Annotated in this window: 22 protein-coding genes; 4 read left to right on the forward strand and 18 right to left on the reverse strand. The window is 65.4% G+C overall.

Annotated features, from left to right (window positions below):
* Window positions 1–320: 320 nt before the first annotated feature.
* The 5 genes from ACN8ZM_RS28000 to ACN8ZM_RS28020 form a co-directional block, all read right to left on the reverse strand.
* On the reverse strand, window positions 321–1,721 hold the full coding sequence (locus ACN8ZM_RS28000; RefSeq protein ID WP_420211353.1) for an amidase family protein: 1,401 nt from the start codon (window positions 1,719–1,721) through the stop codon (window positions 321–323).
* A gap of 76 nt (window positions 1,722–1,797) precedes the next feature.
* Complete coding sequence (locus tag ACN8ZM_RS28005) at window positions 1,798–2,589, reverse strand: alpha/beta fold hydrolase (RefSeq protein WP_420211354.1); 792 nt, start codon at window positions 2,587–2,589, stop codon at window positions 1,798–1,800.
* Window positions 2,590–2,673: 84 nt separating this feature from the next.
* A complete protein-coding gene (locus tag ACN8ZM_RS28010) occupies window positions 2,674–3,000 on the reverse strand; it encodes a DUF4148 domain-containing protein (RefSeq protein WP_043178459.1) in 327 nt (108 codons plus the stop codon).
* Between the two features lie 305 nt (window positions 3,001–3,305).
* Window positions 3,306–3,830, reverse strand: coding sequence for a cytochrome P460 family protein (locus ACN8ZM_RS28015; RefSeq protein WP_155291798.1), 525 nt, complete (start codon window positions 3,828–3,830; stop codon window positions 3,306–3,308).
* Window positions 3,831–3,847: 17 nt separating this feature from the next.
* Entirely contained in the window at window positions 3,848–4,891 is a 1,044-nt protein-coding gene (locus ACN8ZM_RS28020) for an alpha/beta fold hydrolase (protein WP_420211355.1), read from the reverse strand.
* Window positions 4,892–5,296: 405 nt separating this feature from the next.
* Between ACN8ZM_RS28020 and ACN8ZM_RS28025 the strand changes: the two genes are divergently transcribed.
* Complete coding sequence (locus tag ACN8ZM_RS28025) at window positions 5,297–5,692, forward strand: hypothetical protein (protein WP_143331169.1); 396 nt, start codon at window positions 5,297–5,299, stop codon at window positions 5,690–5,692.
* 167 nt (window positions 5,693–5,859) lie between these two features.
* Here ACN8ZM_RS28025 and ACN8ZM_RS28030 read toward each other — a convergent pair whose 3' ends face one another.
* From ACN8ZM_RS28030 to ACN8ZM_RS28060, 7 genes are all read right to left on the reverse strand, one after another.
* On the reverse strand, window positions 5,860–6,114 hold the full coding sequence (locus tag ACN8ZM_RS28030) for an RNA-binding protein (protein WP_420211356.1): 255 nt from the start codon (window positions 6,112–6,114) through the stop codon (window positions 5,860–5,862).
* Window positions 6,115–6,139: 25 nt separating this feature from the next.
* Window positions 6,140–7,318, reverse strand: a complete 1,179-nt coding sequence (locus ACN8ZM_RS28035; protein WP_420211357.1) for an acetate/propionate family kinase — start codon at window positions 7,316–7,318, stop codon at window positions 6,140–6,142.
* A gap of 4 nt (window positions 7,319–7,322) precedes the next feature.
* On the reverse strand, window positions 7,323–8,261 hold the full coding sequence (locus ACN8ZM_RS28040) for a phosphate acetyltransferase (RefSeq protein WP_043178464.1): 939 nt from the start codon (window positions 8,259–8,261) through the stop codon (window positions 7,323–7,325).
* Window positions 8,262–8,280: 19 nt separating this feature from the next.
* The gene (locus ACN8ZM_RS28045; protein ID WP_420211358.1) at window positions 8,281–10,629 is read right to left on the reverse strand and encodes a DUF3141 domain-containing protein; all 2,349 of its coding nucleotides are present in this window, start codon (window positions 10,627–10,629) and stop codon (window positions 8,281–8,283) included.
* Between the two features lie 61 nt (window positions 10,630–10,690).
* Complete coding sequence (fabI, locus tag ACN8ZM_RS28050) at window positions 10,691–11,500, reverse strand: enoyl-ACP reductase FabI (RefSeq protein ID WP_420211359.1); 810 nt, start codon at window positions 11,498–11,500, stop codon at window positions 10,691–10,693.
* Between the two features lie 377 nt (window positions 11,501–11,877).
* Window positions 11,878–13,155: an epoxide hydrolase family protein gene (locus ACN8ZM_RS28055; RefSeq protein ID WP_420211360.1), complete on the reverse strand. Its 1,278-nt coding sequence runs from the start codon at window positions 13,153–13,155 to the stop codon at window positions 11,878–11,880.
* 198 nt (window positions 13,156–13,353) lie between these two features.
* Complete coding sequence (locus tag ACN8ZM_RS28060) at window positions 13,354–14,058, reverse strand: SDR family oxidoreductase (protein WP_039354670.1); 705 nt, start codon at window positions 14,056–14,058, stop codon at window positions 13,354–13,356.
* 134 nt (window positions 14,059–14,192) lie between these two features.
* On the opposite strand from ACN8ZM_RS28060, the gene gcvA reads away from it, so the two are divergent.
* Window positions 14,193–15,113 (forward strand): transcriptional regulator GcvA, encoded by a 921-nt coding sequence (gcvA, locus tag ACN8ZM_RS28065; RefSeq protein ID WP_043178468.1) that lies wholly within the window; start codon window positions 14,193–14,195, stop codon window positions 15,111–15,113.
* On the opposite strand, the gene ACN8ZM_RS28070 is transcribed toward gcvA, so the two are convergent.
* From ACN8ZM_RS28070 to ACN8ZM_RS28095, 6 genes are all read right to left on the reverse strand, one after another.
* Window positions 15,086–15,679, reverse strand: coding sequence for a pyridoxamine 5'-phosphate oxidase family protein (locus tag ACN8ZM_RS28070; protein ID WP_420211361.1), 594 nt, complete (start codon window positions 15,677–15,679; stop codon window positions 15,086–15,088). The genes gcvA and ACN8ZM_RS28070 overlap by 28 nt on opposite strands.
* A 95-nt stretch (window positions 15,680–15,774) precedes the next feature.
* The gene (locus ACN8ZM_RS28075) at window positions 15,775–15,966 is read right to left on the reverse strand and encodes a hypothetical protein (RefSeq protein WP_043178469.1); all 192 of its coding nucleotides are present in this window, start codon (window positions 15,964–15,966) and stop codon (window positions 15,775–15,777) included.
* A 12-nt stretch (window positions 15,967–15,978) separates the two neighbouring features.
* Entirely contained in the window at window positions 15,979–17,178 is a 1,200-nt protein-coding gene (locus ACN8ZM_RS28080; RefSeq protein ID WP_043178472.1) for a PLP-dependent aminotransferase family protein, read from the reverse strand.
* 312 nt (window positions 17,179–17,490) lie between these two features.
* Complete coding sequence (locus tag ACN8ZM_RS28085) at window positions 17,491–18,459, reverse strand: hypothetical protein (protein WP_420211362.1); 969 nt, start codon at window positions 18,457–18,459, stop codon at window positions 17,491–17,493.
* A gap of 107 nt (window positions 18,460–18,566) precedes the next feature.
* Window positions 18,567–20,210 (reverse strand): DUF2334 domain-containing protein, encoded by a 1,644-nt coding sequence (locus tag ACN8ZM_RS28090; RefSeq protein ID WP_043178475.1) that lies wholly within the window; start codon window positions 20,208–20,210, stop codon window positions 18,567–18,569.
* A gap of 12 nt (window positions 20,211–20,222) precedes the next feature.
* On the reverse strand, window positions 20,223–20,531 hold the full coding sequence (locus ACN8ZM_RS28095) for a hypothetical protein (RefSeq protein ID WP_080741426.1): 309 nt from the start codon (window positions 20,529–20,531) through the stop codon (window positions 20,223–20,225).
* A 944-nt stretch (window positions 20,532–21,475) separates the two neighbouring features.
* Between ACN8ZM_RS28095 and ACN8ZM_RS28100 the strand changes: the two genes are divergently transcribed.
* A complete protein-coding gene (locus tag ACN8ZM_RS28100; protein WP_043178477.1) occupies window positions 21,476–23,440 on the forward strand; it encodes a glycosyl transferase family protein in 1,965 nt (654 codons plus the stop codon).
* Window positions 23,437–25,131: an NfrA family protein gene (locus ACN8ZM_RS28105; RefSeq protein WP_420211363.1), complete on the forward strand. Its 1,695-nt coding sequence runs from the start codon at window positions 23,437–23,439 to the stop codon at window positions 25,129–25,131. The genes ACN8ZM_RS28100 and ACN8ZM_RS28105 overlap by 4 nt, the downstream gene beginning before the upstream one ends.

Below are 25,131 nucleotides of genomic sequence, written 5' to 3' on the forward strand. Positions count from 1 at the left end.
CGGGCAAGCAGAACCAATAAAAATTCATTTCCTAATCAGCGCCGCGAGGAATGCAATAGCAGACGCGCGCTATCGGGGCCGGTTCGGTGGCGAGGAGGACAGGCGGAATGGCGACCGTTCGATGTCACACATCGAAGGGCATTGGAAGGCATTGCGGGAGACGATCAACGCTGCGTGCGGCGCGTTGGAATGGAATCCAAAACGGCGTGCATACGCGGACGCGCAGGCAGGGACGACTGATGAAATCCGGCTGGCTGGCGGAATGCATCGGCACGATGCCGGACGGGCATCGCCGATGCATTCGCTTGTCCGTCGACCGGCTACTGCACCGGGTCGACTGGCGCGACCGGCACGCCGCGCGCTTCGATATCGCGCCCGGCCAGCAGGCACAGATCCTCGCGGTGATGCGCGGCCACCACCTGCACGCCGACCGGCACGCCATTCACGAGCGAAGTCGTGACTGCCAGCCCCGGCAGTCCCATCGCCGGCAGCGCGCGCAACGTGAGCTGCGCCTCCCACACGCGATCGAACCCGTCCTGCCCCTGCCGGTCGAGATCGTCAGGGAACGGTAGCTCCGACGACACCGGCAGCAACACCACCGCATACTCGTCGAGAAACAGCCGCCACTGCCGCGTCAGCGTCGTGCGCCGGACGAGCGCGCGGCTGATCACGTCGGCCGGCAGATCGCGCACCTTGCCGCGCACCGCCTCGACCACGGCAGCCGCACCCGGATCGCCGTCGTTCACGACCGCGCTCGTCAACGCGTCGAATCCATCGCCGAGCCAGAGTTGCTCCTGCAACAGTGCAGCCTCGCGCATCGGCGGTGTGTCGTCGATTTCATCGACGGTCCAGCCGGCATCGATCAACCGCCGTGCGGCATCGCGCAATGCGGCCTCGACCTCGGGCACGACCTGCAAGCCACCCGGCCGCACGCACAGCGCCGCGCGCTTGGGCACCTCGCGCCCGTCGAACGGCACCGCCACGTGCCACGGATCACGCGGGTCCGGCGCGGCGAACGCACGCAGCGCGAGCGAGAGATCGTCGATCGTGCGTGCAATCGGCCCCGCCGTCGACATCAGTTGCGCGCCGATCGCACGCTCGGGCGATGACGCATTGAACGCCGGCACGCGTCCGAGCGACGGCCGGATCCCGTGCACACCGCATGCATAGGCCGGGTAACGCACGGAGCCGCCGATATCGGTGCCCACCGCCAGCGGGCCGATCCCGGCGGCCACGGCTGCCGCCGCGCCGCCGCTCGATCCGCCCGGCGTCAGCGACGGATTGCGCGGATTACGTGTGTGGCCGTGCACGAGATTCGACGTGAACCAGCGCAACGCGAACGTCGGCGAATTGGTGCGGCCGAGCAGGATCGCGCCGGCCTTTCTGATGTTGCTGACCACCGGGCTGTCTGCATGCGCGATCAGGTTCTCCTGCAGACGCGTGCCGTTGGTCGTCGCGAAATCCGCCTGGTCGACGTTGATCTTCACGGTGACGGGCACACCCGCGAGCGGCCCCGGATCGTCGCCGCGCGCGATGACGCGATCGACTTCGTCGGCCTGCCGCCGTACATCGTCGGGCCGGTGCTCGATCACCGCGTTGATCGCCGGATTCACCGCATCGAGGCGATCGAGCACCGCGTCGGCCACTTCGCGTGCGGACACTTCACGATGCCGCACGCGTTTCGCGAGTTCGGTTGCCGGCAGTTGCCAGAGTTGCGTCATGACTTCTCCTTGTGGAAGGGCATCACAATCACTCATGGCGCCGCGCTTCCCAACGAAAGCGCGGCGCCGCGTTCACTCACTGCGTATCCTGCTTCGCGCGTTCGGCCGCTGCGATGATCGCGTCGGCCACGGCCTTCGGCTGGCTCAGCATCGACACATGGCTGCCGTTCACGCGCGTGACCGTCGCGCCGATCCGCTTCGCCATCGCTTCCTGCAGCTTCGGATCGATCATCTTGTCCTGCGTCGCGACGACGAACGACGACGGCTTCGCATGCCACGCGGCTTGCGTGACCTTCTCCGAGATGCAACCGCCATACCACGGCCCCTGGGTCGCCGCCACGATGCGCTGCTGCGCGGGCGGCAGGTCCGGTGCGAAATCCTGCGCGATCGCCTTGTCCGACAGCGTGGCGAAGCCGCCCGCATCCTTGCGCAGCTCACCGGCCCACGCGGGTGCCGGCAGCCCTTGCGTGACATCGGCGATCGACTGGCCGTTGTCGGGCGCGAACGCGGCGACGTACACGAGCGATTTCACCTTGTCGTCGTTGCCCGCATCGCTGATCACGACGCCGGCCCACGAATGGCCGACCAGCACGACCGGCCCCTTCTGCGCGTCGATCGTGCGCTTCGTCGCGGCCGCATCGTCGGCGAGCGAGCTCAGCGGATTCTGCACCGACACCACGTGCAGCCCGCGCGCCTCGAGCAGCGGAATCACGCGGTTCCAGCTCGACCCGTCGGCGAATGCGCCGTGCACGAGCACGACGTTCGTGCCCTTCAGGTCATCCTTCGGCGCGGCCTGCGCCGCGACTGCACCCAACAGTCCGCCGATCACCGCGGCGGATACCAGAACGCGTTTCGTCAAACCGGCCATCGTCATGCTCCTGTCTGTGTCGTGTGATTCAAATGAAGTGCTGCATTGGCGACCGCGCCTCCATGCAGCAGGCGCGGCACCGGATCACGAATGCGCGTACAGGTCGTCCGCAGCGTTCCGTCCGGAACGCGATTGGGCGGCGTCACGATGGCTGGCCGGCGTCGATGCGTCGGCCACATTGTCGCCTTGCGACTTCGACGGGCCGTTCTGGTCGGAACGCGCGACCTGCAGCGCGGCGGCGATGTCTTCCGGGTAATGCGGTTCGCTGCGGGCCGGGTTGTAGCCGGCCTGTTCCAGACGGACGAGTTCGGCGCGCACGTCGGCACGCGTGAGGCCGTGGCCGGTATCGGCGAACGACAATGCGGGGATGGCGGCGAGGACGGCGACGGCGAGGATTCGAGCGGCTTTCATGAAGGTTCTCCTTGAAGGAAGGTAGTCAGTCGATCATTCGGCATCCGATCCAGTTCGTCTGGCATCGAACGTTTCCTGCATGTCGACAGTAGAACCCGCGCACGTATCTGCCATGTTTCCAGAACCGGTGCTTTCTGCATGCCAGTTTTTCAGGAGCGGCCGCAGATACAGTGCGATACAAACCCGGCTGCCGCATCGTTCATTTACGCTATCTGCTGAAGTGCTCCCCGCCAAGCACACCCGCCATGAAAAAAAGGCGTGCCACGCACGGCACGCCTTCCGTCGAACCCATCACACCGCGTACGTCACGGCGCGAGCCGCGTGAACACGTAGTCGTGGTTCTTCACACGCGCCTGGTGGCACGCAAAGCACGTCTGATGCTGGCCGATATCGGCCGGTACGCCGTTGACGAAGCGCCCGAAACCCCAGCCGCCCGTCGATGCATAGCGGCGCGAGTCCTTCACCATCACCTGCACGGTCGTCGCCTGGCCGGGCACCGTCGCCGGCGCGAACTCGTCGGACTGCTTGCGCTTGTACGCGAGCTTCACGAGGATCGTACCGTCCGGAAACGGCAGCGTCGCCTGTTCGAGCGCACGGATCGCGACGGGGTTGCCGAGCACCACGCGCAGTTCATCGAGGGGGGCGGCTTCCTCGGCCGGCGCGACCATTTCCCACTTCCGGTAGCCGGGCGGGATCGTCACGCCGTAGATCGGCGACGCGGCGGCCGCCGGCTTCGGCTGCTCCGCGAACGCGGCCGGGCCGCTCGCCGACAGCGCGCCAGCCAGCAGCACGCCCGCGACCAACGCACGCCGCGCGCCGCGACGCACCAGGCCCACGCGAGCCCGCCTCACAGATGCTCCACTTGCAGGATCGCATCCGCGAACGCCTGCGGCGCTTCCTGCGGCAGATTGTGGCCAATCCCGCCGGTGATCGTCCGGTGCTGGTACTTGCCCGTGAACTTCTTCGCGTACGCGGCCGGTTCCGGATGCGGCGCACCGTTCGCGTCGCCTTCCATCGTGATCGTCGGCACGGTGATCGCGGGCCCGGCCGCAAGACGCCGTTCGATATCGTCGTACTGCGCCTCGCCCTTCGCGAGCCCGAGGCGCCAGCGATAGTTGTGGATCACGACGGCCACGTGATCGGGGTTCTGGAACGACGCGGCCGAGCGTGCATAGGTTTCGTCGGAGAACTGCCACTTCGGCGACGCGAGCTGCCAGATCAGCTTGTTGAACGCATCGCGGTTCGCCGCGTAGCCCAGCGCGCCGCGCTCGGTCGTGAAGTAGAACTGATACCACCACTGGAATTCGGCCTGTGGCGGCAGCGGCTTGCGGTTCGCCTCCTGGCTGCCGATCAGGTAGCCGCTCACCGACACCAGCGCCTTCACGCGCTGCGGCCACAGCGCGGCGATGATGTCGGCCGTGCGCGCGCCCCAGTCGTAGCCGCCGAACACCGCGCGGTCGATCTTCAGCGCATCCATCAGCGCGACGATGTCCACCGCCGTCACGGCCTGCTGGCCGTTGCGCACCGTGTCGGCCGAGCGGAACGTCGTCGACCCGTAGCCGCGCAGGTACGGCACGATCACGCGATAGCCGGCCGCGACGAGCAGCGGCGCGACTTCCGCATAGCTGTAGATGTCGTACGGCCAGCCGTGCAGCAGGAACACGACGGGGCCGTTCTTCGGCCCGAGGTCCGCATACCCGACGTTGAGCACGCCCGCGTCGATCTGGTGAATCGTGCCCAGCGACGCGACGCCGGCTGCGCGCTTCCCCGCCGGCGCATCGGGCGCCGACTGCGCATGCGCGAGGGCACTGAAGCCGAGGTCGGCGAGGCTCAGGCTCGCGAGTGTCGTACCCAGGATCAGGCGGCGGCGGGTGTTCACGGTGTCAGGCATGACTCGTTCTCCATGGTCGATCGCTAAGAAGGGGGCCCCGCGGCACGTGCGGGTGCTCGGGAAGCGTCGTTCGCGGTGGCGGCGCTGGCACTGCGCCGCCGTGTGAATCGCTTCACCGGATTTATATCCGATCCATCCGGAGGCTGTGTATCCCAACGTATCTGTGTGCGAATACGACACACGGGGATTCAAAAATTGCGTGGAGAACGACGCTTTCGGCCCGCCTCCAGGCGCCATCGGCCCCGTGGTGGCGCCGTTGGCGCCCGCGCCGAAACTACCCGGCGATCGCGGGCACATGCTCGCGCGTTGAAAAGGCGTGACCGGAAACGCGTGCGCCGCCCATGCAAGATTGCGGCGATACTCCGGGTACCGGGGTGACATCCCATTCGACTTCAGGTGATCGGTTTGACCCATGCCAATGAACAACGCGTCCCCGTACAACGGGCAAGCCCGAACAGGCCGCCGCTCTGGCTCGCGACCATCCTGACCGTGTTCGGACTGGCAGCGCTTTCGCTTGCGTCGTTCTTCGGTTTCTCCACCGGGTACTGCAATGACCTCGGCGGTGCCGTGGTCTGGGTCGTGCTCTACACGGCCGCCGCCGTTTATGGCGTCTTCAAGCTCTATCGGGATGTCTTGCCGGTCGGACTGGTTGCCTGCATCGCGCTCGCCGAGGTCGTTCGGCGACTTCAGCGCTTCAAGGTCACGTGGCTTCGATTTCTGATTGCGCTGCTTTGTGTCTATGGCGCCACGGCATTGCTCGCCTGGCTGGGGAGTTCACACAGCGACTGCCGCGTTCTCTGACGCGCACGGTCATGCAGGATTGCCGCACGTATCGGCGCGACGGCGCTACCTGACGTCCGCCGGTAACATCGCGGATGCGTGATGCCGTCAGGCATCGCCAGCGAACGCGGGCCACCTGACGGCCGGCCCGCCATCACCGCGAGCACCACGCCGATGCACGAAGCCGCTCAGTCCTTCCGATCCGGCAGGATATGGGCCCGAATCGACCGCCCCCGCCACGATATGTGGTCGATCCGCGCCCGCAGCGTGTAGAGCCCCACCGACGTCAGCGTATTGAACCTGAGCAACGCGATGGGATCGCCAATCCCGGCGGGCACGCGCTCGATCGCATCGAACAGCGGGAACCCGTGCCGTTTCAGGAACGCGCCGACTTCGTCGTCGCGTGCGTGTTCTTCGACATTGACCAGCAAAAGTTCGGCCATGACGGCTCCTTTTCTTGTTCGTTCGTCACCGGATCAACCGGCGCGTATGTTGCGCGATCATCAGTTCCTCGTTGGTCGGGATCACCCAGGCCGGCACGCGACTCGACGCCGTCGCGATCAGCGGCCCGTCCGCGCGGTTCGCTTCGACGTCGATCTCGACGCCGAGCCAGGCCGCGCGGCGCAGCACGCCTTCGCGAATCGCCGCCGCGTGCTCGCCGATCCCCGCCGTGAAAACGATGGCGTCGATGCCCTCCATCGCGGCGGCCAGCGAACCGAGTTCGCGCGCGATACGGTAGATGTATAGCTCGATCGCGAAGCGCGCATGCGGATCGTCGCTCGCGAGCAAGGTCCGCATGTCGCTCGACAGGCCGGACACGCCGAGCAGCCCGGAGCGCCGATAGAGCAGATCCTCGACGGCGCGCACGTCCATCCCGAGTTCGTCCATCAGGAACAGCACGACGCCCGGATCGAGGTTGCCGCAACGCGTGCCCATCGGCAATCCGTCGACCGCCGTGAACCCCATCGTGCTCGCGACGCTCTTGCCTGCCACGAGCGCACACATGCTCGCGCCGTTGCCAAGGTGGGCGACGACCGTGCGCCCGCGCGCCGCCTGCGGCGCGACGTCGGGCAGCACGCTCGCGATGTACTCGTACGACAGCCCATGGAAACCGTAGCGTCGCACGCCCCGGCTGGTGATCGACGCGGGCAGCGCGAACGCCTGGGTCACCGCGGGCTGCGTGCTGTGGAACGCCGTATCGAAGCAGGCCACCTGCTCGATACCGGGCTGCACCGTTTCGAGGATGCGAATCGGCGTGAGGTTGTGCGGTTGATGCAACGGCGCGAGCGGCGTGAGTGTTTCCAGCCCGGCGACGATCTCGGGCGTGACGCGCACCGGGCCGCTGAAGCGTTGCCCGCCGTGCACGACGCGATGGCCCACCGCGGCGAGACGGTGCCCTTCCTGATGATCCTCCAGGAACGCGGCGATCTGCGCGAGCCCTTCGTGATGGCCGAACGACGCGCCGCCGGCCCATTGCCGCTCGTGCCGTTCCGCGTGATGGTCGACCGCGCTGAAGTGCGCGGTGGCCGTGTACAGGCCATCGACCTGGCCGTGCACGATCAGCCCGAGCGTGTCGCCCTGCACGTCGAATGCGGAAAACTTGATGCTCGACGAGCCGGCATTCAACACCAGAATCACGTCTGCCATGGCGTCACCCCGCGCGCCTGGCCGCTTCACGCTGCCCGTTCGCGACGAGCATCGCGACCGCACAGGAAGCCAGCCGGGTGATCAACGAATCGGCGCGGCTCGTCAGGATGACCGGCACGCGCGCGCCGAGCACGATCCCTGCCGCGTCCGCGCCGGCCAGGAACGACAGGCTCTTGGCGAGCATGTTGCCGGCTTCGAGATCCGGCACCATCAGCACGTTCGCGTGCCCGGCCACCGGCGAATCGATCTGCTTGATGCGCGCGGCCTCGGGATCGATCGCGTTGTCGAGTGCAAGGGGGCCGTCGACGAGCGCGCCGGTAATCTGCCGCCGATCCACCATCTTGCACAGCGCGGCGGCTTCGAGCGTCGACGGCACTTTCGGGTTGACCGTCTCCATCGCCGAGAGGATCGCCACGTAGACCTGCGGAAACGCCAGCGCATGCGCGAGATCGATGGCGTTCTGCAGGATGTCGACCTTTTCCTCGAGCGTCGGCGCGATATTGATCGCCGCGTCGGTCACGATCAGCGGATCGGCGTGCGCGGGCACGTCCATCACGAAGCAATGGCTGATGCGCCGGCCCGTGCGCAGCCCGGCATCGTGCCGGACCACTTCGGCCATGAGTTCGTCGGTGTGCAGGCTGCCCTTCATCAGCGCGGACGCCCGGCCGTCGCGTACGAGTCGCACCGCCGCCGCTGCCGACGCCTCGCTGTACGGCGTATCGACGATCTCGTGCGCGCGGATCGACAGCCCGAACTCCGCGGCGGTCGCTTCGATACGTGCACGCGGGCCGACCAGGATCGGGTCGATCAACCCCTTGCGCGCCGCCTCCAGCGCCCCTTCGAGCGAGCTTCGATCGCACGGATGCGCGACGGCGGTCGGCATCGGCGCCAGCGTCTGGCAGTGTTCGATGAGGCGCTGGTATTTCTCGTGTCTGTTTTCCATCTCGGTTCCTTGCCGGCTGTCACTGCACACGATCGGGGGTCGCTACCGGCCCCTTGGCCGGCCGCTTCGCGGGCGGCGCGCCCAGCACCGCGCGGATGCGTTGCAGGGCCGCCCACTGCTGCTCGCTCACCGACGCGCTTTGCACGCGCGGATCGCCGAGCAGCTTGTCCAGCAACGTCAGCAGCCGCTGGCGGTCCTCGGGCCTGGCAAGCAGTGCCGGCAGCGTGGCGACGGCCTGCTGCGGCGCATAAGTCGCGATGATCTCCTGCTCGCCGTAGATGCGCCGCCACTGATCGGCCGGCAGGTCCGGCAGGTACTCGGCGTAGGTTTCCGCGAGTTCACGCTCGGTCGCCAGCTGCGCCAGCGGAAACGGTTCGCCGCTGCGTTCGAGCAGAAACGCCGCGCGCGCCACCGCTTCCGTGTAGCCGCCCCGGTCGATCGATGCGAGCGCCTCCTTCACGAACGGCAGATCGCGGGGGTCCGTCGCCACCGGCGAAGCGGCATGATGGTCACGATACTGCTCGGCGAAATGCAGCATGAAGGGCTGCGTGTACAGCGTAAAAAACAGCGACTCGGTACTCGCATCGCGCATCGCACGGAAAAAATCGAGCGACGCGCTGACGATATCGGAGCCGCGATGTTCGAGCTTGCGCCACGGCTCGATATCGTCGGCCGGCTGGCGGTGAGCCCTGACCGTGTCGGCGGCCGGCTTCAGCCAGCCAAGCCACGGATTCAGGTCCGAAAACGCCCAGCGCTGAAAGCGCAGCGGATGAAAATCGCGCAACAGGCGTGCCGTGGTCTCGTTCGATGCCTGCTGCACGAACGGCTGCATGAACAGTTCATAGGCGCGCTGCGTGAATTCCGACAGCTCGGCGACAGCCTCGAACGCATGTTCGTCCTTGCGCCCGAAACGGTTGAAGTGTTGCGCGATCTCTTCGAGACGGTGCTCGGCGAAGGTGACCTCGTAAGCGATCTTCCCGTCGGCGCCTTTCACCTCCTCGATCGACATCGCATAGAGGCCGGGCGGCAGCGTTTCGACGGCATCCAGCACGCTGACGATCTGTGCGTGCTCCTTCTTCGCGACCTTGCCCGACACGAAGATGCCGAGATGCCCGACATCCTCTTCCATCAACCCGATGATCACCTGCCCGCGCGACTTGATCTCCTCCGTGCTGCCGTAGATGTCCGCGACCCAGTTGAACGCCTGCTGCGGTGGCGTGATGTTGTCGCCCATCGACGCGAACAGGATGATCGGCGAGCGGATCTCGCGCAGGTCGAACGCTTTGCCCGCCCCGTCCCGCACCTCGCCGGACCAGAGCTTGTTGCCGATGAACAGGTTGCGCGTGATCCACTCGATCTCTTCGCGGTTCATCAGGTAGTACCCACCCCACCAGCGCTCGAACTCGAGGAAGCGCGGCGGCTCGGTGTCGATGTTGTCGTACACGTGGTAGTACTTGTCCCACAACGTGTTCGCCGGGTTCAGGTTCTCGAAGTTCTGCACGAGATAGGCGCCGTCGAACTTGCCGTTGCCGAGGTCCGACGAGAACGACGCGAGCCAGGTGCCGCCGAGCAGGCCGCCGGCATAGCGCATCGGATTGTCGCCGGGCCCGTCGCTCCACGCACCGCTCCAGTACGACATCGGAGCGCCGTTGATGACGATCGGGCCCGTATCGTCCGCCGACGAACTCGCGAGCATCATCGCGGCCCAGCCGCCCTGGCAATTGCCGACGATGGCCGGCTTGAGGCTGTCCGGATGCAGCGCCCGCACTTTCCGGACGAACGCCTGTTCCGCCGCACACACGTCGAGCAGCGTCTGGCCGGGCTCGGGCTCCTGGAAGAACACGACGAAGTACACGGGATGCCCCGCGCGCAACGCCACGCCGACCTGCGAATCGTCCTTGAAGCCGCCGATGCCCGGGCCATGCCCCGCGCGCGGATCGATGATCAGGTAAGGCCGCTTGCTGGCGTCGACGATCACGCCGTCCGGCGGCTGGATGTGAACGAGCGCGTAATTGACGGGCCGTTCGAACTGCCGGCCATCGAGCACGACTTCGTAGTCGAAATGCAGCACCGGCTTGAGCCCCTGGGCCGTGCGCTCGACGTATTGCGTGCCGCGCTCGCGCAGCGTGTCCCAGAACAGCAGCGAGCGCTGCACTGCATCCACCGCGTAATGCCACGCGCTCAGCGGCGAGAAAGGCGTGGCGAAAGGGGCAGTGCCCGAGTCGTGACTTGGGCTCTCGCTGCCGTCGAGCGCTTCGCCCAACCGTTTCCCGTATTGTTCCAGCGCGTGCTGCGTGCGCTTTTGCAGGACGTGGGCAATCTCCGTGGCGATCTCATGACTGCGCGCCAGTTGCGTGGCAGCATCCATAACACTGTTCTCCAGAGGGGCAAGGTGAGTCTCGACGCATTCCGGGAGCGGCCGCCTCGCGTCAGCCGAGCACGTGCATCCCCGCGTCGATGTAGTGAACGCCGCCGGTCATCGCGCGTGCGGCATCGCTGGCAAGAAAGGTGCACAGCGCGCCGACGTCGTCGATGTCGAGCGGCCGGCGCAACGGCGCACGCCGTGCGGTGTCGTCAAGCAGGTGATCGAAGTTCGGCAGCCCGGAGGCCGCCCGCGTGGGCAATGCGCCGGGCGAAACCGCATGCACGCGGATGCCGGCCGGCCCCAGTTCGACGGCCAGGTAGCGGACGGTGGCCTCCAGCGCCGCCTTGACCGGCCCCATCACGCCGTACTCCGCGATGACCTGGTCGGCGCCGATATAGGTCATCGCCATCAGGCTGCCGCCGGACGTCATTAACGGCTCGGCAAGCTTTGCCATCCTGATGAACGAGTGGCAGGAGGTATCCATCGCGAGGGCGAACCCTTCCGGCGAGCTGTCGACAACCCGCCCGTGCAGATCGGCCTTCGGTGCGAAGGCCACGGCATGCAGCAGAAAATCGAGGCCGCCCCACTGCTCGCCGATCATGTCGAACACCGCGTGCATCTGGTCGGCCCGGCTCACGTCGACGGGCACCGCAATCGCCGGCTTCAGCTGCTCCAGCAGCGGCTCGACATACGGCAACGCCCGGTCGGATTGCCAGGTCACGGCCAGCTCGGCGCCGGCTGCGTGAAAAGCGCGCGCACATCCCCACGCGATGCTCTGCTCGTTCGCCATGCCGACGACGATTCCCCTTTTGCCTTCAAGGAGCCGCATGCCATTGCCGGACACGCGCGACTCGCGCACGTCGTGATTCGTCATCGCGAAACCTCGGGTCGTATTTTTTCACTGCGCGAAACTGTAGAAAGGTTGATTTACCTTTCTGCCGCGAGCCAATAAACAGGAGGAGCAGTCCGCACGCATGTGCAGTCGCGAATCATTGTATTAAGGGTTTCAAACCATCAGATCATTCGTGCGATATATTTTTGATTTTTATCAAAATCGCTTTCCAATCAAATAATTACGCTGGAATGTTTCAGTCGGGAAGGGTGTATTTCATCGATATGTCATTCAACCGTGCGTAAAAACGCGCGTTGCTTCTGCAAGCAGAAACAAAATAACCGCTGTTTTCGCGATAAAACAGAAACGAACGCAAGCCGCATGACTGCCCCGGCCCGCGTTCGTCAGTTCCCCCTCGCCTACGCGCGCCGCAACGGCCGGAACCCGGCACGCACTTCACGAGCAAACAGTTCCGGCTCCTCCCATGCCGCGAAATGCCCGCCCTTGTCGACTTCGTTGAAGTAGATCAGGTTGTGATAACTGCGCTCGGCCCAACTGCGCGGCGCCTGGTAGATCTCGCCCGGAAACACCGTGATCGCAGCCGGCAGCGAGATATCCACCGCGTTGAAGTTGTTCGAGTGATCCTCCCAGTAGATCTGCGCGGCGGACGTCGCGGTGTTCGTCAGCCAGTACAGCGAGATGTCGTCGAGAATCTCGTCGCGCGGAATCGAGCGTTCGGGCACGCCGCCGCTATATGTCCACTGGGAAATCTTGTCATACATCCACGCAGCCTGACCCGAAGGCGAATCGGCCAGCGCATAGCTGACCGTCTGCGGGCGCGTGACCATCATGGCCGAGTAGCCGCAGTTGTCGCGATAGAACGTCGCGAGCTTCTCGTACGCGGCCTTCTCCTTCGGCGACAGCGAAGCCGGTGCGGGCGCATCGGTGGCGAGCAGCGTCGCGATATCCGGCGGCACCGTCGCCGGCATGTTCACGTGAATCCCGGCGAGGCCCTGCACGCGCTGCATCGCCATCCGGTGCGAGATCACCGAGCCGCAATCGCCGCCCTGCGACACGAAGCGCGTATAGCCGAGCCGAGCCATCAGCTCGCCCCACGCGCGCGCGATGTGGTCGGAACCCCAGCCGGTCTGCGTCGGCCGGCCCGAGAAGCCGAAGCCCGGCAACGACGGCACGACGACGTGAAACGCATCGTCCGCGCTCGCGCCGTGCGCGGTCGGATCGGTCAGCGGGCCGATCGCCTTCAGCAACTCGAAGATCGAGCCCGGCCAGCCGTGCGTCATGATCATCGGCATCGCGTTCTCGTGCCGCGATCGCACGTGAATGAAATGAATGTCGAGCCCGTCGATTTCCGTGATGAACATCGGGAAACCGTTCAGGCGCGCCTCGCCCTTGCGCCAGTCGTAGTCGGTGCCCCAGTAACGGAGCAGCGCCTGCATGCGTGCGAGCCGCACGCCCTGCGATTCGTCGGCGACGGTCTCGCGGCCCGGCCAGCGCGTCGCGGCAATGCGGCGGCGCAGGTCGGCCACGGCTTCATCGGGAATGTGCGCGGTGAACGGGCGTATGCCGCTGGTACCGGTCGCCGCATGCAGCGCGGTGGGCAGCATCGCCGAGACCCCGGCGGCCACGGAGGTGGCCAGCAGGTGGCGACGCATCGGGGAAAACGGTGTGGAAGACATCGTTCGGCATCTCCTTTCGTGAGGTGGAAAGTGAACATGCCGCGCGCAGGGTCGCGCCTTCGCTTTCAATCCGGCGCGCCCTGCTCACGCGGCGTCGCCCATTTGAAAGGTCTGATGTATCCCGGATTTGTCTGATTTGTACGCGTTTGTAGCTGTTGCGCGGCGAGCGGCCCGCGCGGCCGCTCGCCCGTGTGACGCTCAGAGCGCCTTGACGATCGCGCCGTCGACGCGAATGTTCTGCCCGGTGATGTAGCCCGCGCCGTCGGACAGCAGGAACGCGACGGTCTTCGCGATCTCGCCGGTCTTGCCGAAGCGGCCGGCCGGAATGCGCGCGACGATCTCCGGCGTTTCCGGCCAGCTGTCGATGAAGCCCGGCAGCACCGCGTTCATCCGGATGTTCTCGGCTGCATAGCGTTCCGCGTAAAGACGCGTCCACGCGCTCAGCGCAGCGCGCAATGCCGACGAAACGGGCATCGGCTGCTCGGGCGCGTCGGCCGCGAAGCTCGAGATGTTGACCACCGCACCGCCGCCCTGCTTCTGGAAGATCGGCGTCACGCGGCGCATCACGCGCACCACGTTCAGCAGGATCAGGTCGAGCCCCGCGTGCCAGTTGTCGTCGGTGATCGCCAGCAGCTCACCCTTCGGCGGATGCCCGGTGTTGTTCACGACCGCATCGATGCGACCGTAGCGCGCGACCGTTTCCTGCACGAGCCGGTCGATGTCGGCTTCTTCCGTCACCGAGCCCTGGATGCCGAACCCGCCCAGTTCCTCGCCGAGCGCCACCGCGCTGCCCGACGGCGACATCAGCGCGACGCGATAGCCCGTCGCCGCCAGTTCGCGCGCGATCGCCGCGCCCATGCCCTTGCCCGCCGCCGTAATCAACGCCACTTTTTCTACAGTCACGATCTGCTCCTCGTTCGAATCCTGCCGCCGCGCAGCCGCCGTTCGGCGCGCCATGGTGGTAATGTAGGCGCATCGATACCGACTGTCGAACCAGTATTTCTGCCTCCAGCCGATAGTTTTTCTACAGCCTGACGATGCCGCCTCGCCCCTCCCGCCTGCCGCCGCTGAATGCGCTTCGCGCGTTCGAAGTGTCCGCGCGGCACCTCAATTTCCGCGCCGCGGCCGACGAGATCGGCGTCACGCAGGGCGCCGTCGCACAGCAGGTGCGCCACCTCGAGGACGTGCTCGGCCTGAAGCTGTTCGAACGCCTGCCGCGCGGCCTCGCGCTGACGCACGACGGCGCCGCGTATTTCTCCGACGTGCAGCGCGCGCTGCACGCGATCGCCGACGCCACCGACAAGCTCGTGAAGCGGCGCGCCGCGCTGACGATCAGCACGACGCCGTCGTTCGCGTCGAAATGGCTGATCCCCCGGCTCGCACGATTCACCGACGCGCATCCCGACTACGACGTGCGCGTGATCGCCGACCCGCAGCTCGCGACGTTCCGCCACGACGGCGTCGATCTCGCGATCCGCTACGGCAAGCCGCCGTTCGGCAAGCATCTCGCCACGCATGCGCTGTTCCCGCTCGACGTGTGCGCGGTATGCAGCCCCGCGCTGCTGGCCGCGCCCGCGTCGTCGAGCGCGCTCGCGGGCCAGGTGCTGCTGCACGACGCGCACGACCTGTGGCCCGCGTTCCTCGCCGCGATGCCGGAACCCGTCGATATCGATCCGCACAAGGGGCTGCGCTTCAACCAGACGTCGCTCGCGATCGATGCGGCCGTCGCCGGCCAGGGCATCGCGCTCGCGACCGATCCGCTCGTCGAGCGCGACATTGCCGCGGGCAGGCTGTGCAAGCCGTTCGATTTCGCGTTTCCGCTGTCGGTGGGGTTCTATCTCGTGTATCCGGCCGAGCGACGCGACGACGATGCGATCGCCGTGATGCGCGAGTGGATGATCGCGCAGGCGGTGTCCGACGAACGGCAGGGTCAGGGCGCGATCCAGCGGCCGTCGTAGCCGCCTGCGTGCAGATCGAATACCGCGCGGCGATGGCCGCTGCGCGCGAGTTCGAGCCAGTCGATGCGCGTTGCGGTCACGTGAAGCAGGCAGAAGTTTTCATAGCCGTCGCCGGATGGCTCGGCGCGTTGGCTCGCCGGGACATGCGCCGCCTCGGGCGACTCGACCGGCGTACCCGGCGGCAATGGCGCGCGATACAGCAGCAGCGTATGCGGGCGGCTCGATTGCCAGATCGCGCGCCGTTGCGCGTCGTCGCAGATCGATGCAACCCCCTCCACGCGAATCTGCACGAGCGCATCGAGATCGTTGGCGACGAGCGCGATGCGCGGATCGCGGCGCAGCTCCGCGACCTTCTCCGAACGCGCATCGGTATGAAACGACAGCACGCGATCGGCGCGGCTCACCTGGCGCAAGACGATCGTGCGTACCTTCGGCGCGCCGTCGATGCCGAGCGTCGCGGCCTGCAGCATCGTGAACGGCGAGCGCTGCGCGCTCACGCCGGATTCGAGGCAGGACCACAGGCGCTCGTAGGTTCGTGCGAGCGATTCGGACGTTGAGTCGGGCATGACGAAGCGGCGATCGTGCGGGTGGCGATCGCGCAAGCTTAACCGTTTGCGGCGGCGACGGCACGCGCATGGCGCGCCGGCCGTCGCCGTGCAACTCAGTTGTAGCCGAGCACGACCGATGCCGCTTCGCCGAGGTCGGCTGCCGGCTCCGCGCCGAAGCGGCCGAGCACGTCGGCCACATACTGCGGCCCCGCGCTGATCTGCGACGAACGGTGCGCAACCGGCCGGTGATCGCCCGCGCCCGGTGCTGCGCCCATCGATACGGTGTCGTTGACGGTGAGTTTCATGTGGATGTCTCCTCAAGCGGCCAGCGCCGCACCATACGCGCGCACGAGGCGCGCAACGCCTTCCCGGATCGCGTCGACGTCCGGTGCGGCAAACGACAGGCGCAGCGAGGCCGCGTCGACGTTGTCCGCGAAGAATGCCTTGCCCGGCACGAACACGATCTTGTTCGCGATCGCCTGCTGCAGCAGCACGTCCGACGACACCGCGCCGATCCGCGCCCACACGAACATCCCGCCTTCGGGACGATGGAATTCGATCGCATCGCCAAGGCCGTCGCGCAGCGCGTCGCACATCGCGTCGCATTTGCGCTGATAGGCGGCCGTGATGCGCGGCAGATGGCGTTCGAGCGCGCCGTCGGCCAGATATTCGGCGGCGGCCGCCTGCGTCCACGGCGTGCTGCACAGATCGACCGTCTGCTTCGCGATCACGCAGCGCCGCGCGATCTCGGCCGGCGCGATCGTCCAGCCCACGCGCAGCCCCGGCGCGACGATCTTCGACAGGCTCGCGAAATGCACGAGCCAGTCGCGCGCGCCGTCCACTTCATCGGCGAGCGCCAGCATCGACGGCACGGCCTCGCCCGCGAAACGCAGGTCGCCGTACGGATCGTCCTCGACGATCAGGAAACGGTATTGCACCGCGAGACGCAGCAGCTTCAGCCGGCGCTCGCGCGTGAGCGTCGCACCCGTCGGGTTCGCGAAGGTCGGCACCGTGTAGAGCAGCTTCGGCTGCGCGATCGCGCCGGACGCAAGCTGCTCGCCGAGACGGTCGACGTCGAGACCGTCGCCGTCGACCGGAATCGTCACGATGCGCGCCTGCTGCAGACGCATCGCCTGCAGCGTCGCCGGATAGGCCGGCTGCTCGGTCAGCACGACGTCGCCGGGCGACACCATCACGCGCAGCAGCAGGTCGAGGCCCTGCTGCGAACCGGTCGTGACGAGCAGTTCGGCCGGCGTGCACGCTACCCCGCGGCGCGCCATCAGCGCGATCAGTTGCTGCTTCAGGTCGGCGAGGCCGTCGGTCGGGCCATATTGCAGGCAGCGCACGGGCTGCGCGTACGCGCGCTCGGCGGCCGCGTTCAGGCCGTCGACGTCGAACAGGTCGCTGGCCGGATAGCCGCCCGCGAAGGAAATCATGCCCGGTTCGGACAGGTACTTGAACAGTTCGCGGATCGGCGAGCCGGCGGGATTCTGGAATGAGGGAGTGAACGCGTACATGTCGTCGTGAGCTGGATGGCGCGGACGGCCGGGATAGCCGCCCGATGCCGGCCACCGCGGCGCTGCTGGCGCCACGGCGGTGAAATCGAGCCACGATTGTCGATAGTCATTAAGGCCGCGGCAAACGATATCTATGCACTAGGTCTTGCGGTTTGATCATCAAATGGGCCTTGGACGGGGGAAGCGAAACACGCTGGTTCCCGGCGTCTCGACACCGGATTCCGGGCACGCGTTGCCGGCGGAAAGCCAATCCGTCCGATTGTTTCGCGCTGCGTTCGCCCCGCCCGCTCCGCTTGCCGGGATCGCGCCGAATCAGTGCGCCGGCCCCGCAGGCGCGACCGGCGGCGGCCCGGGCTTCCACGTCGAGAGCGCGCGCGTGAGGTCGTCCGACACATAGTGCGGACCATCGAACAGATAGACCGAATAGCCGCGATACGCCAGCAGTTGCCTGCTCAACTCGTCGGCGCTGGCCGAACGGAACCCGCCGCGCTCGGCGGGCCGGAACGCCTCGGCGATGACCCGCACGCGGCGTTTGCCCAGTTTTGCAACCAGTTCGTCGAGGTAGCTGCGCGCGACATACGGCTCGCGGGCATAGACGCCGCAACCATCCTGGAAGAACACGCCGACGTCCGCTGGCAGCCACGTTGCGAGCCAGTCCGCGAGCGCCTTTCCGCCGATATTGGTCTGGTCGTACACGCTCACCCAGAGCGGACGCGGCAACCGTTGCAGGACCGCGGCGAGCTTGGGGGCATCCTGCCAGGTCGGATCGATTTCGACCGGGAAGTAGTAGCCGGTGACATGCAGCGGGACGGATGCGTGCGCCACTTCCAGCGACTGGTCGGCGAGCGTCGACAGATGGGTGCGCGCGCGCTTTTCGTCCTGGTAGCCGGCCAGGCCCAGGATGACGTTTCGGGCCCACGGCTCGCGACCGATACGTTCCCAGTCGGGAAGGTGCGCAGCAGGCGGGATGCGGGTGTTGGGGAGGTACGCGGCATCGTCGACGACGGTCCATTGAATCAGCAGATCGCTGATGCCGAGCATCTGCCAGTTGCCGACCGGGTTCGTCGTCGAGTTGTCCACCTGCCAGACGATGCCGTCCGCGTGCACGTCGTGCGCGGTCCAGCTGCAGGCGGCCACGACGAGCGATGCGCCGATGGCCGCAAGCGTCGCCGCCCGGGGCGAACGCGGCGCGGCGGCGAGCAGGCCCGGTCGTGCTGCGAGCCGAAACCGGCCCATGCACAGACGAATCCTGCGCAAGGCCGGAATCGCGTACGTGGTCATCGCTGGCTCCCCGGGAAGCATGCCTGCGCGTCATCGTAGCCGATCAAATGCAAACGTGCGACCCGCGTTGTTGACGCGGGTCGCACGGAGTTGCCGCTACGGCGCCGTCACTTGGCCGTCGTGCCGTCCACCCACGTGTAGCCAAGATTCGTGATGCCGGTGACGAGACTCTGGAAGTCCTGATACGCCGGCAATCCGAGATCGGGTTCAAGCCAGTACGGATGGAAGAAGAACGATGCGAAACCGTCCCGCACCGCCAGACCATACTGGGCATTGGTCACGATTTGCTGCCACGTGTACGTGATGCACGAGAACGGGTCGATATTGCAGATGTTGTACTGCACGCTGCCCAGGTTCTCCGGAATGATCCGCTGCCCGTAGTAATCGGAGTTGATGATGTACGGGAAAAACTGCCCGGCCGAAAAGTCCTGGTTGGCCGCCCCCGTTCCGAGTTGCGGATTGGTCGCGGTGTAATACACGGCCCGCTGGAACGTGGTCGGGAACGTGAGGGCCGTCGCCGACGACGCGGCCGGCGACATCTGGTACTGCGGCGCGGCCCAGCCGACGACCTTGTAGCCGTTGGTCGTGAACTCGAGCAGGCCGTCGGTCATCCGGCCTTCCGCCCATTGCACGGAGTCCTCATCAACAGGCCGGTTCTGCACGGCGAACCAGAACTCGTAATCGCTGCCGCTCACGGCGTTCTGCAGGTTCGGCGTCGAATCGTACTGGTGCGTATAACCGTGCATCACGATCGAGCCGCCATGCGCGACCGCATAGTTCAGCGCACTCTTGAGGCCGGTTGCCTGTGCCAGATGGATCGTCTCCGGCACGCCGCCGTTGTAATAGCCGTTCGGGTCCGTATACAACGGGATGGTGGCCATCGTGAACGGGATCTTCTTCGAGTACAGGTAATTCGTCAGCTTCTGCATCGAACTCGTCGTCGTGTACGCGTCGAGATCCTCCAGGCGGACGAGCGCACGATGATTCACCGGTGCATTGGTCTTCAGAATGTCGTGCAGGATGTCGCAAATCACCAGGTAGCGATCCGTCGGGCCGATGTAGGAAAACGGCATGTCCGCGAAGTACCAGAGGTTGCCCGAGCGCATGACGTACGGCGTGGTTGCACCGCTCTGGCTGTTCTTGATGGTGACGAGCGCCTGTGCCTTGGTGGCATCGACGATCTGGGTCAGGCCGACATCCGGATCCGCATTGATGACGCCGGTCGACGCGTCATAGGCGTAGTACTTGACCATCGACAGGTTCTTGTACGTGACCGTGTCGTAGAAGCCCGGATTCGGATTGCTCGCCGACGGCGTCGCGTTCATCCCCGCGAGGCCCGAGAAGCTGAACCCGTAGGTCTGGTTGAACGTGTAGGCCGTGTTCCATGCCAGTTCCCACAGGTTGTACTTGAACCAGACCACGGTCTTCTGGGCGGTCATCACGTCGCTCATGAACGCCGTCGGAATCGGGTTGTTGTAGTAGTCGCCGATATAGAACGTCGCGTCGTGGCTTCCGATCATGCCGGACGTGTAGTTCTGGATCGGCACCAGGTCGACCGTCGTATTGAAGTGACCCAGCAGATTCCTCAACATAATGCTGTACATCAGGCCCAGCTTCGAATACGGATCGTTGGCCGGATTGTCGTACAGCACGAGCGTATGGGCGGTGGTGGCCTGCGCATGCGCGGTGCCCGGCAATGTCATTTGCGCGAGTCCGGCAAGCAGGGCGATGACGAGCAAGATCTTTTTCATGGCCGTTTCTCCCTAGTCACGTTCCACATTGCCATTGGATTTCTTGACGGACTTCCTGTCGAACTTCGGGCGGCCCGTTTCCTTGTACGCCTTGTCCCAATCCTCGTCGGACATGCCTGCTTTCACTTTGACCTGAGCCGAGCCGTTCGGCAGCGGAGGCGGTTTCACCTTCTTCTGGACAGAAGAATTGCCGTTCTGCTGCGCACTCGCATCCTGCACGCCGACAGCGAAGACAAGCGTGGCGATGATGGCGACGAGCGATCCGGCAGTGCTCAACCCGTTCCGAAAAGATTGATTGCGATGCGAAGGCATGATTTTCATCCTTTGATATGCAAAATAAGTTCATCTCAGTTAACGAAACGAGCACGGCGAAGCGCCATCCGGATTCGGGGCGTTATGTCGTGAATTTCTGCTGCGCGATTGAAACCAGACGAATAAATCCGGCAGGAGATGGTTTTACTTTCAAGCTAGAACCGTACCATCCGTCGCAAATGGGCATAGCGCCAAGGCGCCTAAATTGACGCATCAACGCAGCTCAAAAATTGCTTCGATAAACGTTTCAGGCGTGCAACGCGGCGGTGTCACGAATTTAATCGGACAAACGCGCCAAGCCTGTTCGTACGATTCAGGGAAAACCAGTTGATCGCGGTGCTTCGCAAAGATGCAACGCGGTCATGGCCGCGGACGACAGGCATGCGCAATGACGACCAAGGCGCCTGATTTCCGGTTCGACGCCGATCCATCCGGCCGGTCGCTGCTGGAATCGCGCGACGACTTCCCCACGGTGGCCGCCTGCGCCCGGCAGAGGGTCTGAAAACGATGTGTCATCCGGTCGATCTACCGCGTGTTTCAGCGCTGAAACATTTGACTCGGATTCGATGGGCCGATCCTGCGCGACGCCCCGTGACGCCCGCAGGCTCAAGGGTCACGCAGCGATGGCGCACGACTTGCTTCATGAGCAGTGGGTTGCGAAGTCGGTGCGCGGGGAGCACTGCGCGTGCGCCGGGTGGAGCGTGGCGGCAAGCGTGTTGAAGCACGCTGGGACGGAAGCAGGCAAGCAGGGACCGGGTTGTCGAAAAGTCATCCACTGAACACGTTGCATCGAGGAAGGTCGCGCCCGGCGCAGCGCCTTTTCGAGCGGCAGGCATTCGCGTGGCGCACACCACGGAGTGGACGTGACGGGGGCGGCGAAGACGGGGAACGTTTCGTCTTGCGCCGGTACGAGGGGAAATAATCCACTACAAGATAACAGCGCGGAAAGAATGATGGATAACATGATTTGGAGTGCGTATTTATATGCACTTAACCTTGTCACCATTGTGACCGCAATCGTCATCCTGGTGAGCACACTGGATGACCTCACGCTGGACGCCTGTTACTGGTCCTTTGAAATCGGTCGGATCCTGCGCCGTGAAAAATCGCAAACGATCGATATCGGCATGCTGCGCGCGCTGGAAGAGCGCCATCTGGCGCTGATGGTGCCGGCCTGGAAAGAATATGACGTGATCGCCAAGATGATCGAAAACACGTTGGCGACCCTCGAATACGAGCGCTACGTGATCTTCGTCGGCACCTATCACAACGATGCCGAAACCACCGCCGAGGTCGAGCGGATGGTCCGCCGGTATCCGGGCAGGGTCACGCGCGCGACAGTCATGAACGATGGGCCGACCTGCAAGGCGGATTGCCTGAACTGGATCGTCGAAGCCATCCTGCGCTACGAAGCGGTTCATCACATCCAGTTCGCGGGCGTCGTCATGCACGACTGCGAGGATGTCATTCATCCGGTCGAACTCAAGTACCTCAACCACGCGGTGGCGGAGAGCGACCTGGTCCAGCTTCCCGTGCTGTCCTTGCCGCGCAAGTGGAACGAGTTCGTCGCCGGCTGCTACCTGGACGACTTCAGCGAAACGCACCAGAAGGACGTGCCGGTGCGGGCCCGCCTGACCGGCATCGTCCCGGGCGCGGGCGTGGCGTCGTGCTACAGCAGGCGCTCGATCGAAGCGGCGATGAAGGAACGCAACGGTTGCCCGTTCAACACCAGTTCGCTGACGGAGGACTACGACTTCAGCTTTCGGCTGAGGGACCTCGGCATGAAGGAAACCTTCGCCCGCTTTCCGCTTTCGGATATCGCGCGCGACACCGGGGCCGAGCGTGCCAGTGGTAGCAGCAGCGTCGTCAATCGAAACCTGCTGGCCACGCGCGAGTATTTTCCCAAGACATTTCGCACCGCCTACCGTCAGCGCGCCCGCTGGATTCTCGGCATCGCCTTTCAGGGCTGGGAGCAACTCGGCTGGAAAGGCAACCTGCTCACCCGCTACATGTTCTTCCACGATCGCAAAGGCATCGTGACGTCACTGTTTTCGGTGATTGCCTATGGCGTGCTGCTCAACTTCCTGTTGCTGGCCGCCCTTCAGAAAGCCGGCCATGCCATCCCTGTCGGCGCCACCGCGCTCGCGGCGAGCCCCTGGGTCGCGCCGCTGCTGTGGGTGAACACCGCCATGCTGTTTGCGCGTGCGGGGCAACGCTATCACTTCGTCAGCAAGTTGAACGGCCCGGTCCAGGGGCTGCTGTCGATTCCGCGGATGTTCGTCAACAACCTGATCAATTTCTACGCGGTCTGCCGTGCGTGGCGCATCTATCTCGGCCATCTCGCGAGCGGCAAGCCCATCGCGTGGGACAAGACCAGTCATACCTACCTGTCGAACAAGGAACTCGGCAAAGCGCGCCTCAAGATCGGCGAGATTCTCGTCGGTTGGGGAGTGGTCACGCTGGAACAATTGCAGGCGAGCCTGGAGAAGCAGCTGATCTGCGGCAAGCGGCTGGGCGAGTTGTTGATCGAAGGTAGCGCGCTCTCGACCGAATCGCTGGCGGATGCAATCGCCGAGCAAGCCGAACTGCCTCGGGTGTGCCTGAGCAACGTCGCGGTGGGCCACTTCGCGGATTCACTGGCATTCGAGCTGCAGTACGCGTATCGCGCCGTCCCGTTTTCAACGGCGGACGACGGCACGTTGAACATCGCGGTCGGGCGACCGCTCACGCCGGACGAACAGGATGTCGTGCGGCGCGGCGCCCGGGCGAAGGTGGCCTATTTCATTGCCTGCGATCTGGAGATTACCGCCGAACTCGCCCGGCACTCGCGCTTCGTCGAACTCGTACGCGCACGCGACGGCGATCCGTCGGCGCAGCAGGACGCTCCCACGAAAAAACCGTCGGGAGAACAGGCATGAAGCATTCGAGATTCCCGCTCGCGGCCAGCCTCAAGCGCTGCGCACGGTTGAGCGCACTGGCGATCGCCGTGTCGCTGGCCTGGCAGGCGCCGGCATCCGCCGCCCAGCACCTGACGCCCAAAGCCTACCGGCTCGCCGACAGCGCCTACAAGGCGATCAATGCCGGCGACCTGCCCCTCGCGGAAGTGTATGCGTCGCGTGCCATCAAGATTCAACCTGGAAGCGAACAGCTCGGGCTGCTGCTCGTCGATGTCTACCGACGGGAAGGAAAAGTCGACCAAGCGGACGCGATGACCGAATCGCTGATCGTTCGTTTTCCGAAGAGTGCGGCGGTACGCGCGCAGCATGGCTACCTGGCGCAGCGGCAGATGCGCTACGACGTTGCCTGCAGCGATTTCGCCGCCGCCGTCGCGACCGGGAAATGGAGCAAGGAACAGCAGCGCAACCTGCGCCTCGCCTGGGCGGACAGCGCGCTCGCGGCGAAGCGTCCGCATGAAGCCGGCATTGCACTGACGCCGCTGGCCGATGAGAAATCGGCCGTGGTCCAGTTGCGTATCGCACAGATGAGCCTGCAGGCAGGCGACCGCGACACCGCGATCCGCATGGCGGATCTGGCAACCAGCGATGCGACGTCCGATGGCGAGCGCAACATGGCCGCGTCGATCGCGGCGCAGGCGCGGCAAGACGATCAGGCCGCTCAGGCGCCGGTGGACAATACCGCGCAACAGAAGCTGCAGGAAGCCTATGACCTGCTGCGCGACCACAAGGACCGCGAGGCGCTCGATGCATTCCAGGAGGGATTTTCCGGCGGCGCCGGCAACGCGATGAACTACGCGGACGCGGGCTACGCCGCCAAGCGGATCGGGCTGAACCAGGAGTCCATCGATCTGTTCGAGCACAGCCTCGACGCCGACGAAAACGAACACACGTTCGACGCGCAGCACAAGTTCGGCTATCGGCGGGAAGTCGAACAGCTTCAGCGCACCTGGGGGTTCGTGCTGAGCGCGCCGTACCAGTCGGCCGCGTTCGGCCCGCAAGGCACCATCAGCGTGTTGCAGCCGGGTATCGAAGTGTATTGGCAGCCGCCGAAGATCGGCTATCAGAACGGCCGCATCTTCCAGTTCTTCGTGCGCGGATACGGCACGGCCTACGACGGGACAGGCAACGTGACCGGCATGCCGACCGTGCAGGGTTCGGTGGGCGCACGCTACAAGCCGCTGCCCGACCAGAACGTCGTGCTGACCGCCGAGCGGCTGTTCCACGTCGGCGCCCTGTCGACGACCGACTGGCTGATGCGCCTGGGTTATTCGTCGGAAGCCGGGACCGACCTGAGGGTGACCGAACCGAGCTGGCGCAGCTGGCAGGCGTATGTGGAGGGCGCGTACTTCATCAGCGCGGGTCGGTACATCATTTATTCGGAGTTGCGTTACGGGCACACCTGGCGCTTGCCGATGATCAGCGATCGGCTGACCATCTACCCGCACGCCGCGGTGGCCGGCGATCACGACAATCGACAACCGGACAAGACGGCGATCGGCGCCGGGCCCGGCATCCAGTTGCGGTACTGGTTTCGCGAAGGCCGGTATAGCGCGCCGGCAAGCTACCTGGATGTCACGGTGCAATACCGGTTCGGGTTGACGTCAGCGGCACGCGCACGTGGTCTCGTGGTACGCGCGACATTGTGGTTCTAG

Source organism: Burkholderia aenigmatica (assembly GCF_048627025.1).
In the GTDB taxonomy this organism is placed as follows: Bacteria; Pseudomonadota; Gammaproteobacteria; order Burkholderiales; family Burkholderiaceae; genus Burkholderia; species Burkholderia aenigmatica.

Coding starts and splice junctions, on each gene's coding strand:
- ACN8ZM_RS28000 (WP_420211353.1), bottom strand. CDS start 1,721: ATGACGCAACTCTGGCAACTGCCGGCAACCGAACTCGCGAAACGCGTG.
- ACN8ZM_RS28005 (WP_420211354.1), bottom strand. CDS start 2,589: ATGGCCGGTTTGACGAAACGCGTTCTGGTATCCGCCGCGGTGATCGGC.
- ACN8ZM_RS28010 (WP_043178459.1), bottom strand. CDS start 3,000: ATGAAAGCCGCTCGAATCCTCGCCGTCGCCGTCCTCGCCGCCATCCCC.
- ACN8ZM_RS28020 (WP_420211355.1), bottom strand. CDS start 4,891: ATGCCTGACACCGTGAACACCCGCCGCCGCCTGATCCTGGGTACGACA.
- ACN8ZM_RS28030 (WP_420211356.1), bottom strand. CDS start 6,114: ATGGCCGAACTTTTGCTGGTCAATGTCGAAGAACACGCACGCGACGAC.
- ACN8ZM_RS28035 (WP_420211357.1), bottom strand. CDS start 7,318: ATGGCAGACGTGATTCTGGTGTTGAATGCCGGCTCGTCGAGCATCAAG.
- ACN8ZM_RS28040 (WP_043178464.1), bottom strand. CDS start 8,261: ATGGAAAACAGACACGAGAAATACCAGCGCCTCATCGAACACTGCCAG.
- ACN8ZM_RS28045 (WP_420211358.1), bottom strand. CDS start 10,629: ATGGATGCTGCCACGCAACTGGCGCGCAGTCATGAGATCGCCACGGAG.
- fabI (WP_420211359.1), bottom strand. CDS start 11,500: ATGACGAATCACGACGTGCGCGAGTCGCGCGTGTCCGGCAATGGCATG.
- ACN8ZM_RS28055 (WP_420211360.1), bottom strand. CDS start 13,155: ATGTCTTCCACACCGTTTTCCCCGATGCGTCGCCACCTGCTGGCCACC.
- gcvA (WP_043178468.1), top strand. CDS start 14,193: ATGCCGCCTCGCCCCTCCCGCCTGCCGCCGCTGAATGCGCTTCGCGCG.
- ACN8ZM_RS28070 (WP_420211361.1), bottom strand. CDS start 15,679: ATGCCCGACTCAACGTCCGAATCGCTCGCACGAACCTACGAGCGCCTG.
- ACN8ZM_RS28075 (WP_043178469.1), bottom strand. CDS start 15,966: ATGAAACTCACCGTCAACGACACCGTATCGATGGGCGCAGCACCGGGC.
- ACN8ZM_RS28080 (WP_043178472.1), bottom strand. CDS start 17,178: ATGTACGCGTTCACTCCCTCATTCCAGAATCCCGCCGGCTCGCCGATC.
- ACN8ZM_RS28085 (WP_420211362.1), bottom strand. CDS start 18,459: ATGACCACGTACGCGATTCCGGCCTTGCGCAGGATTCGTCTGTGCATG.
- ACN8ZM_RS28090 (WP_043178475.1), bottom strand. CDS start 20,210: ATGAAAAAGATCTTGCTCGTCATCGCCCTGCTTGCCGGACTCGCGCAA.
- ACN8ZM_RS28095 (WP_080741426.1), bottom strand. CDS start 20,531: ATGAAAATCATGCCTTCGCATCGCAATCAATCTTTTCGGAACGGGTTG.
- ACN8ZM_RS28100 (WP_043178477.1), top strand. CDS start 21,476: ATGGATAACATGATTTGGAGTGCGTATTTATATGCACTTAACCTTGTC.
- ACN8ZM_RS28105 (WP_420211363.1), top strand. CDS start 23,437: ATGAAGCATTCGAGATTCCCGCTCGCGGCCAGCCTCAAGCGCTGCGCA.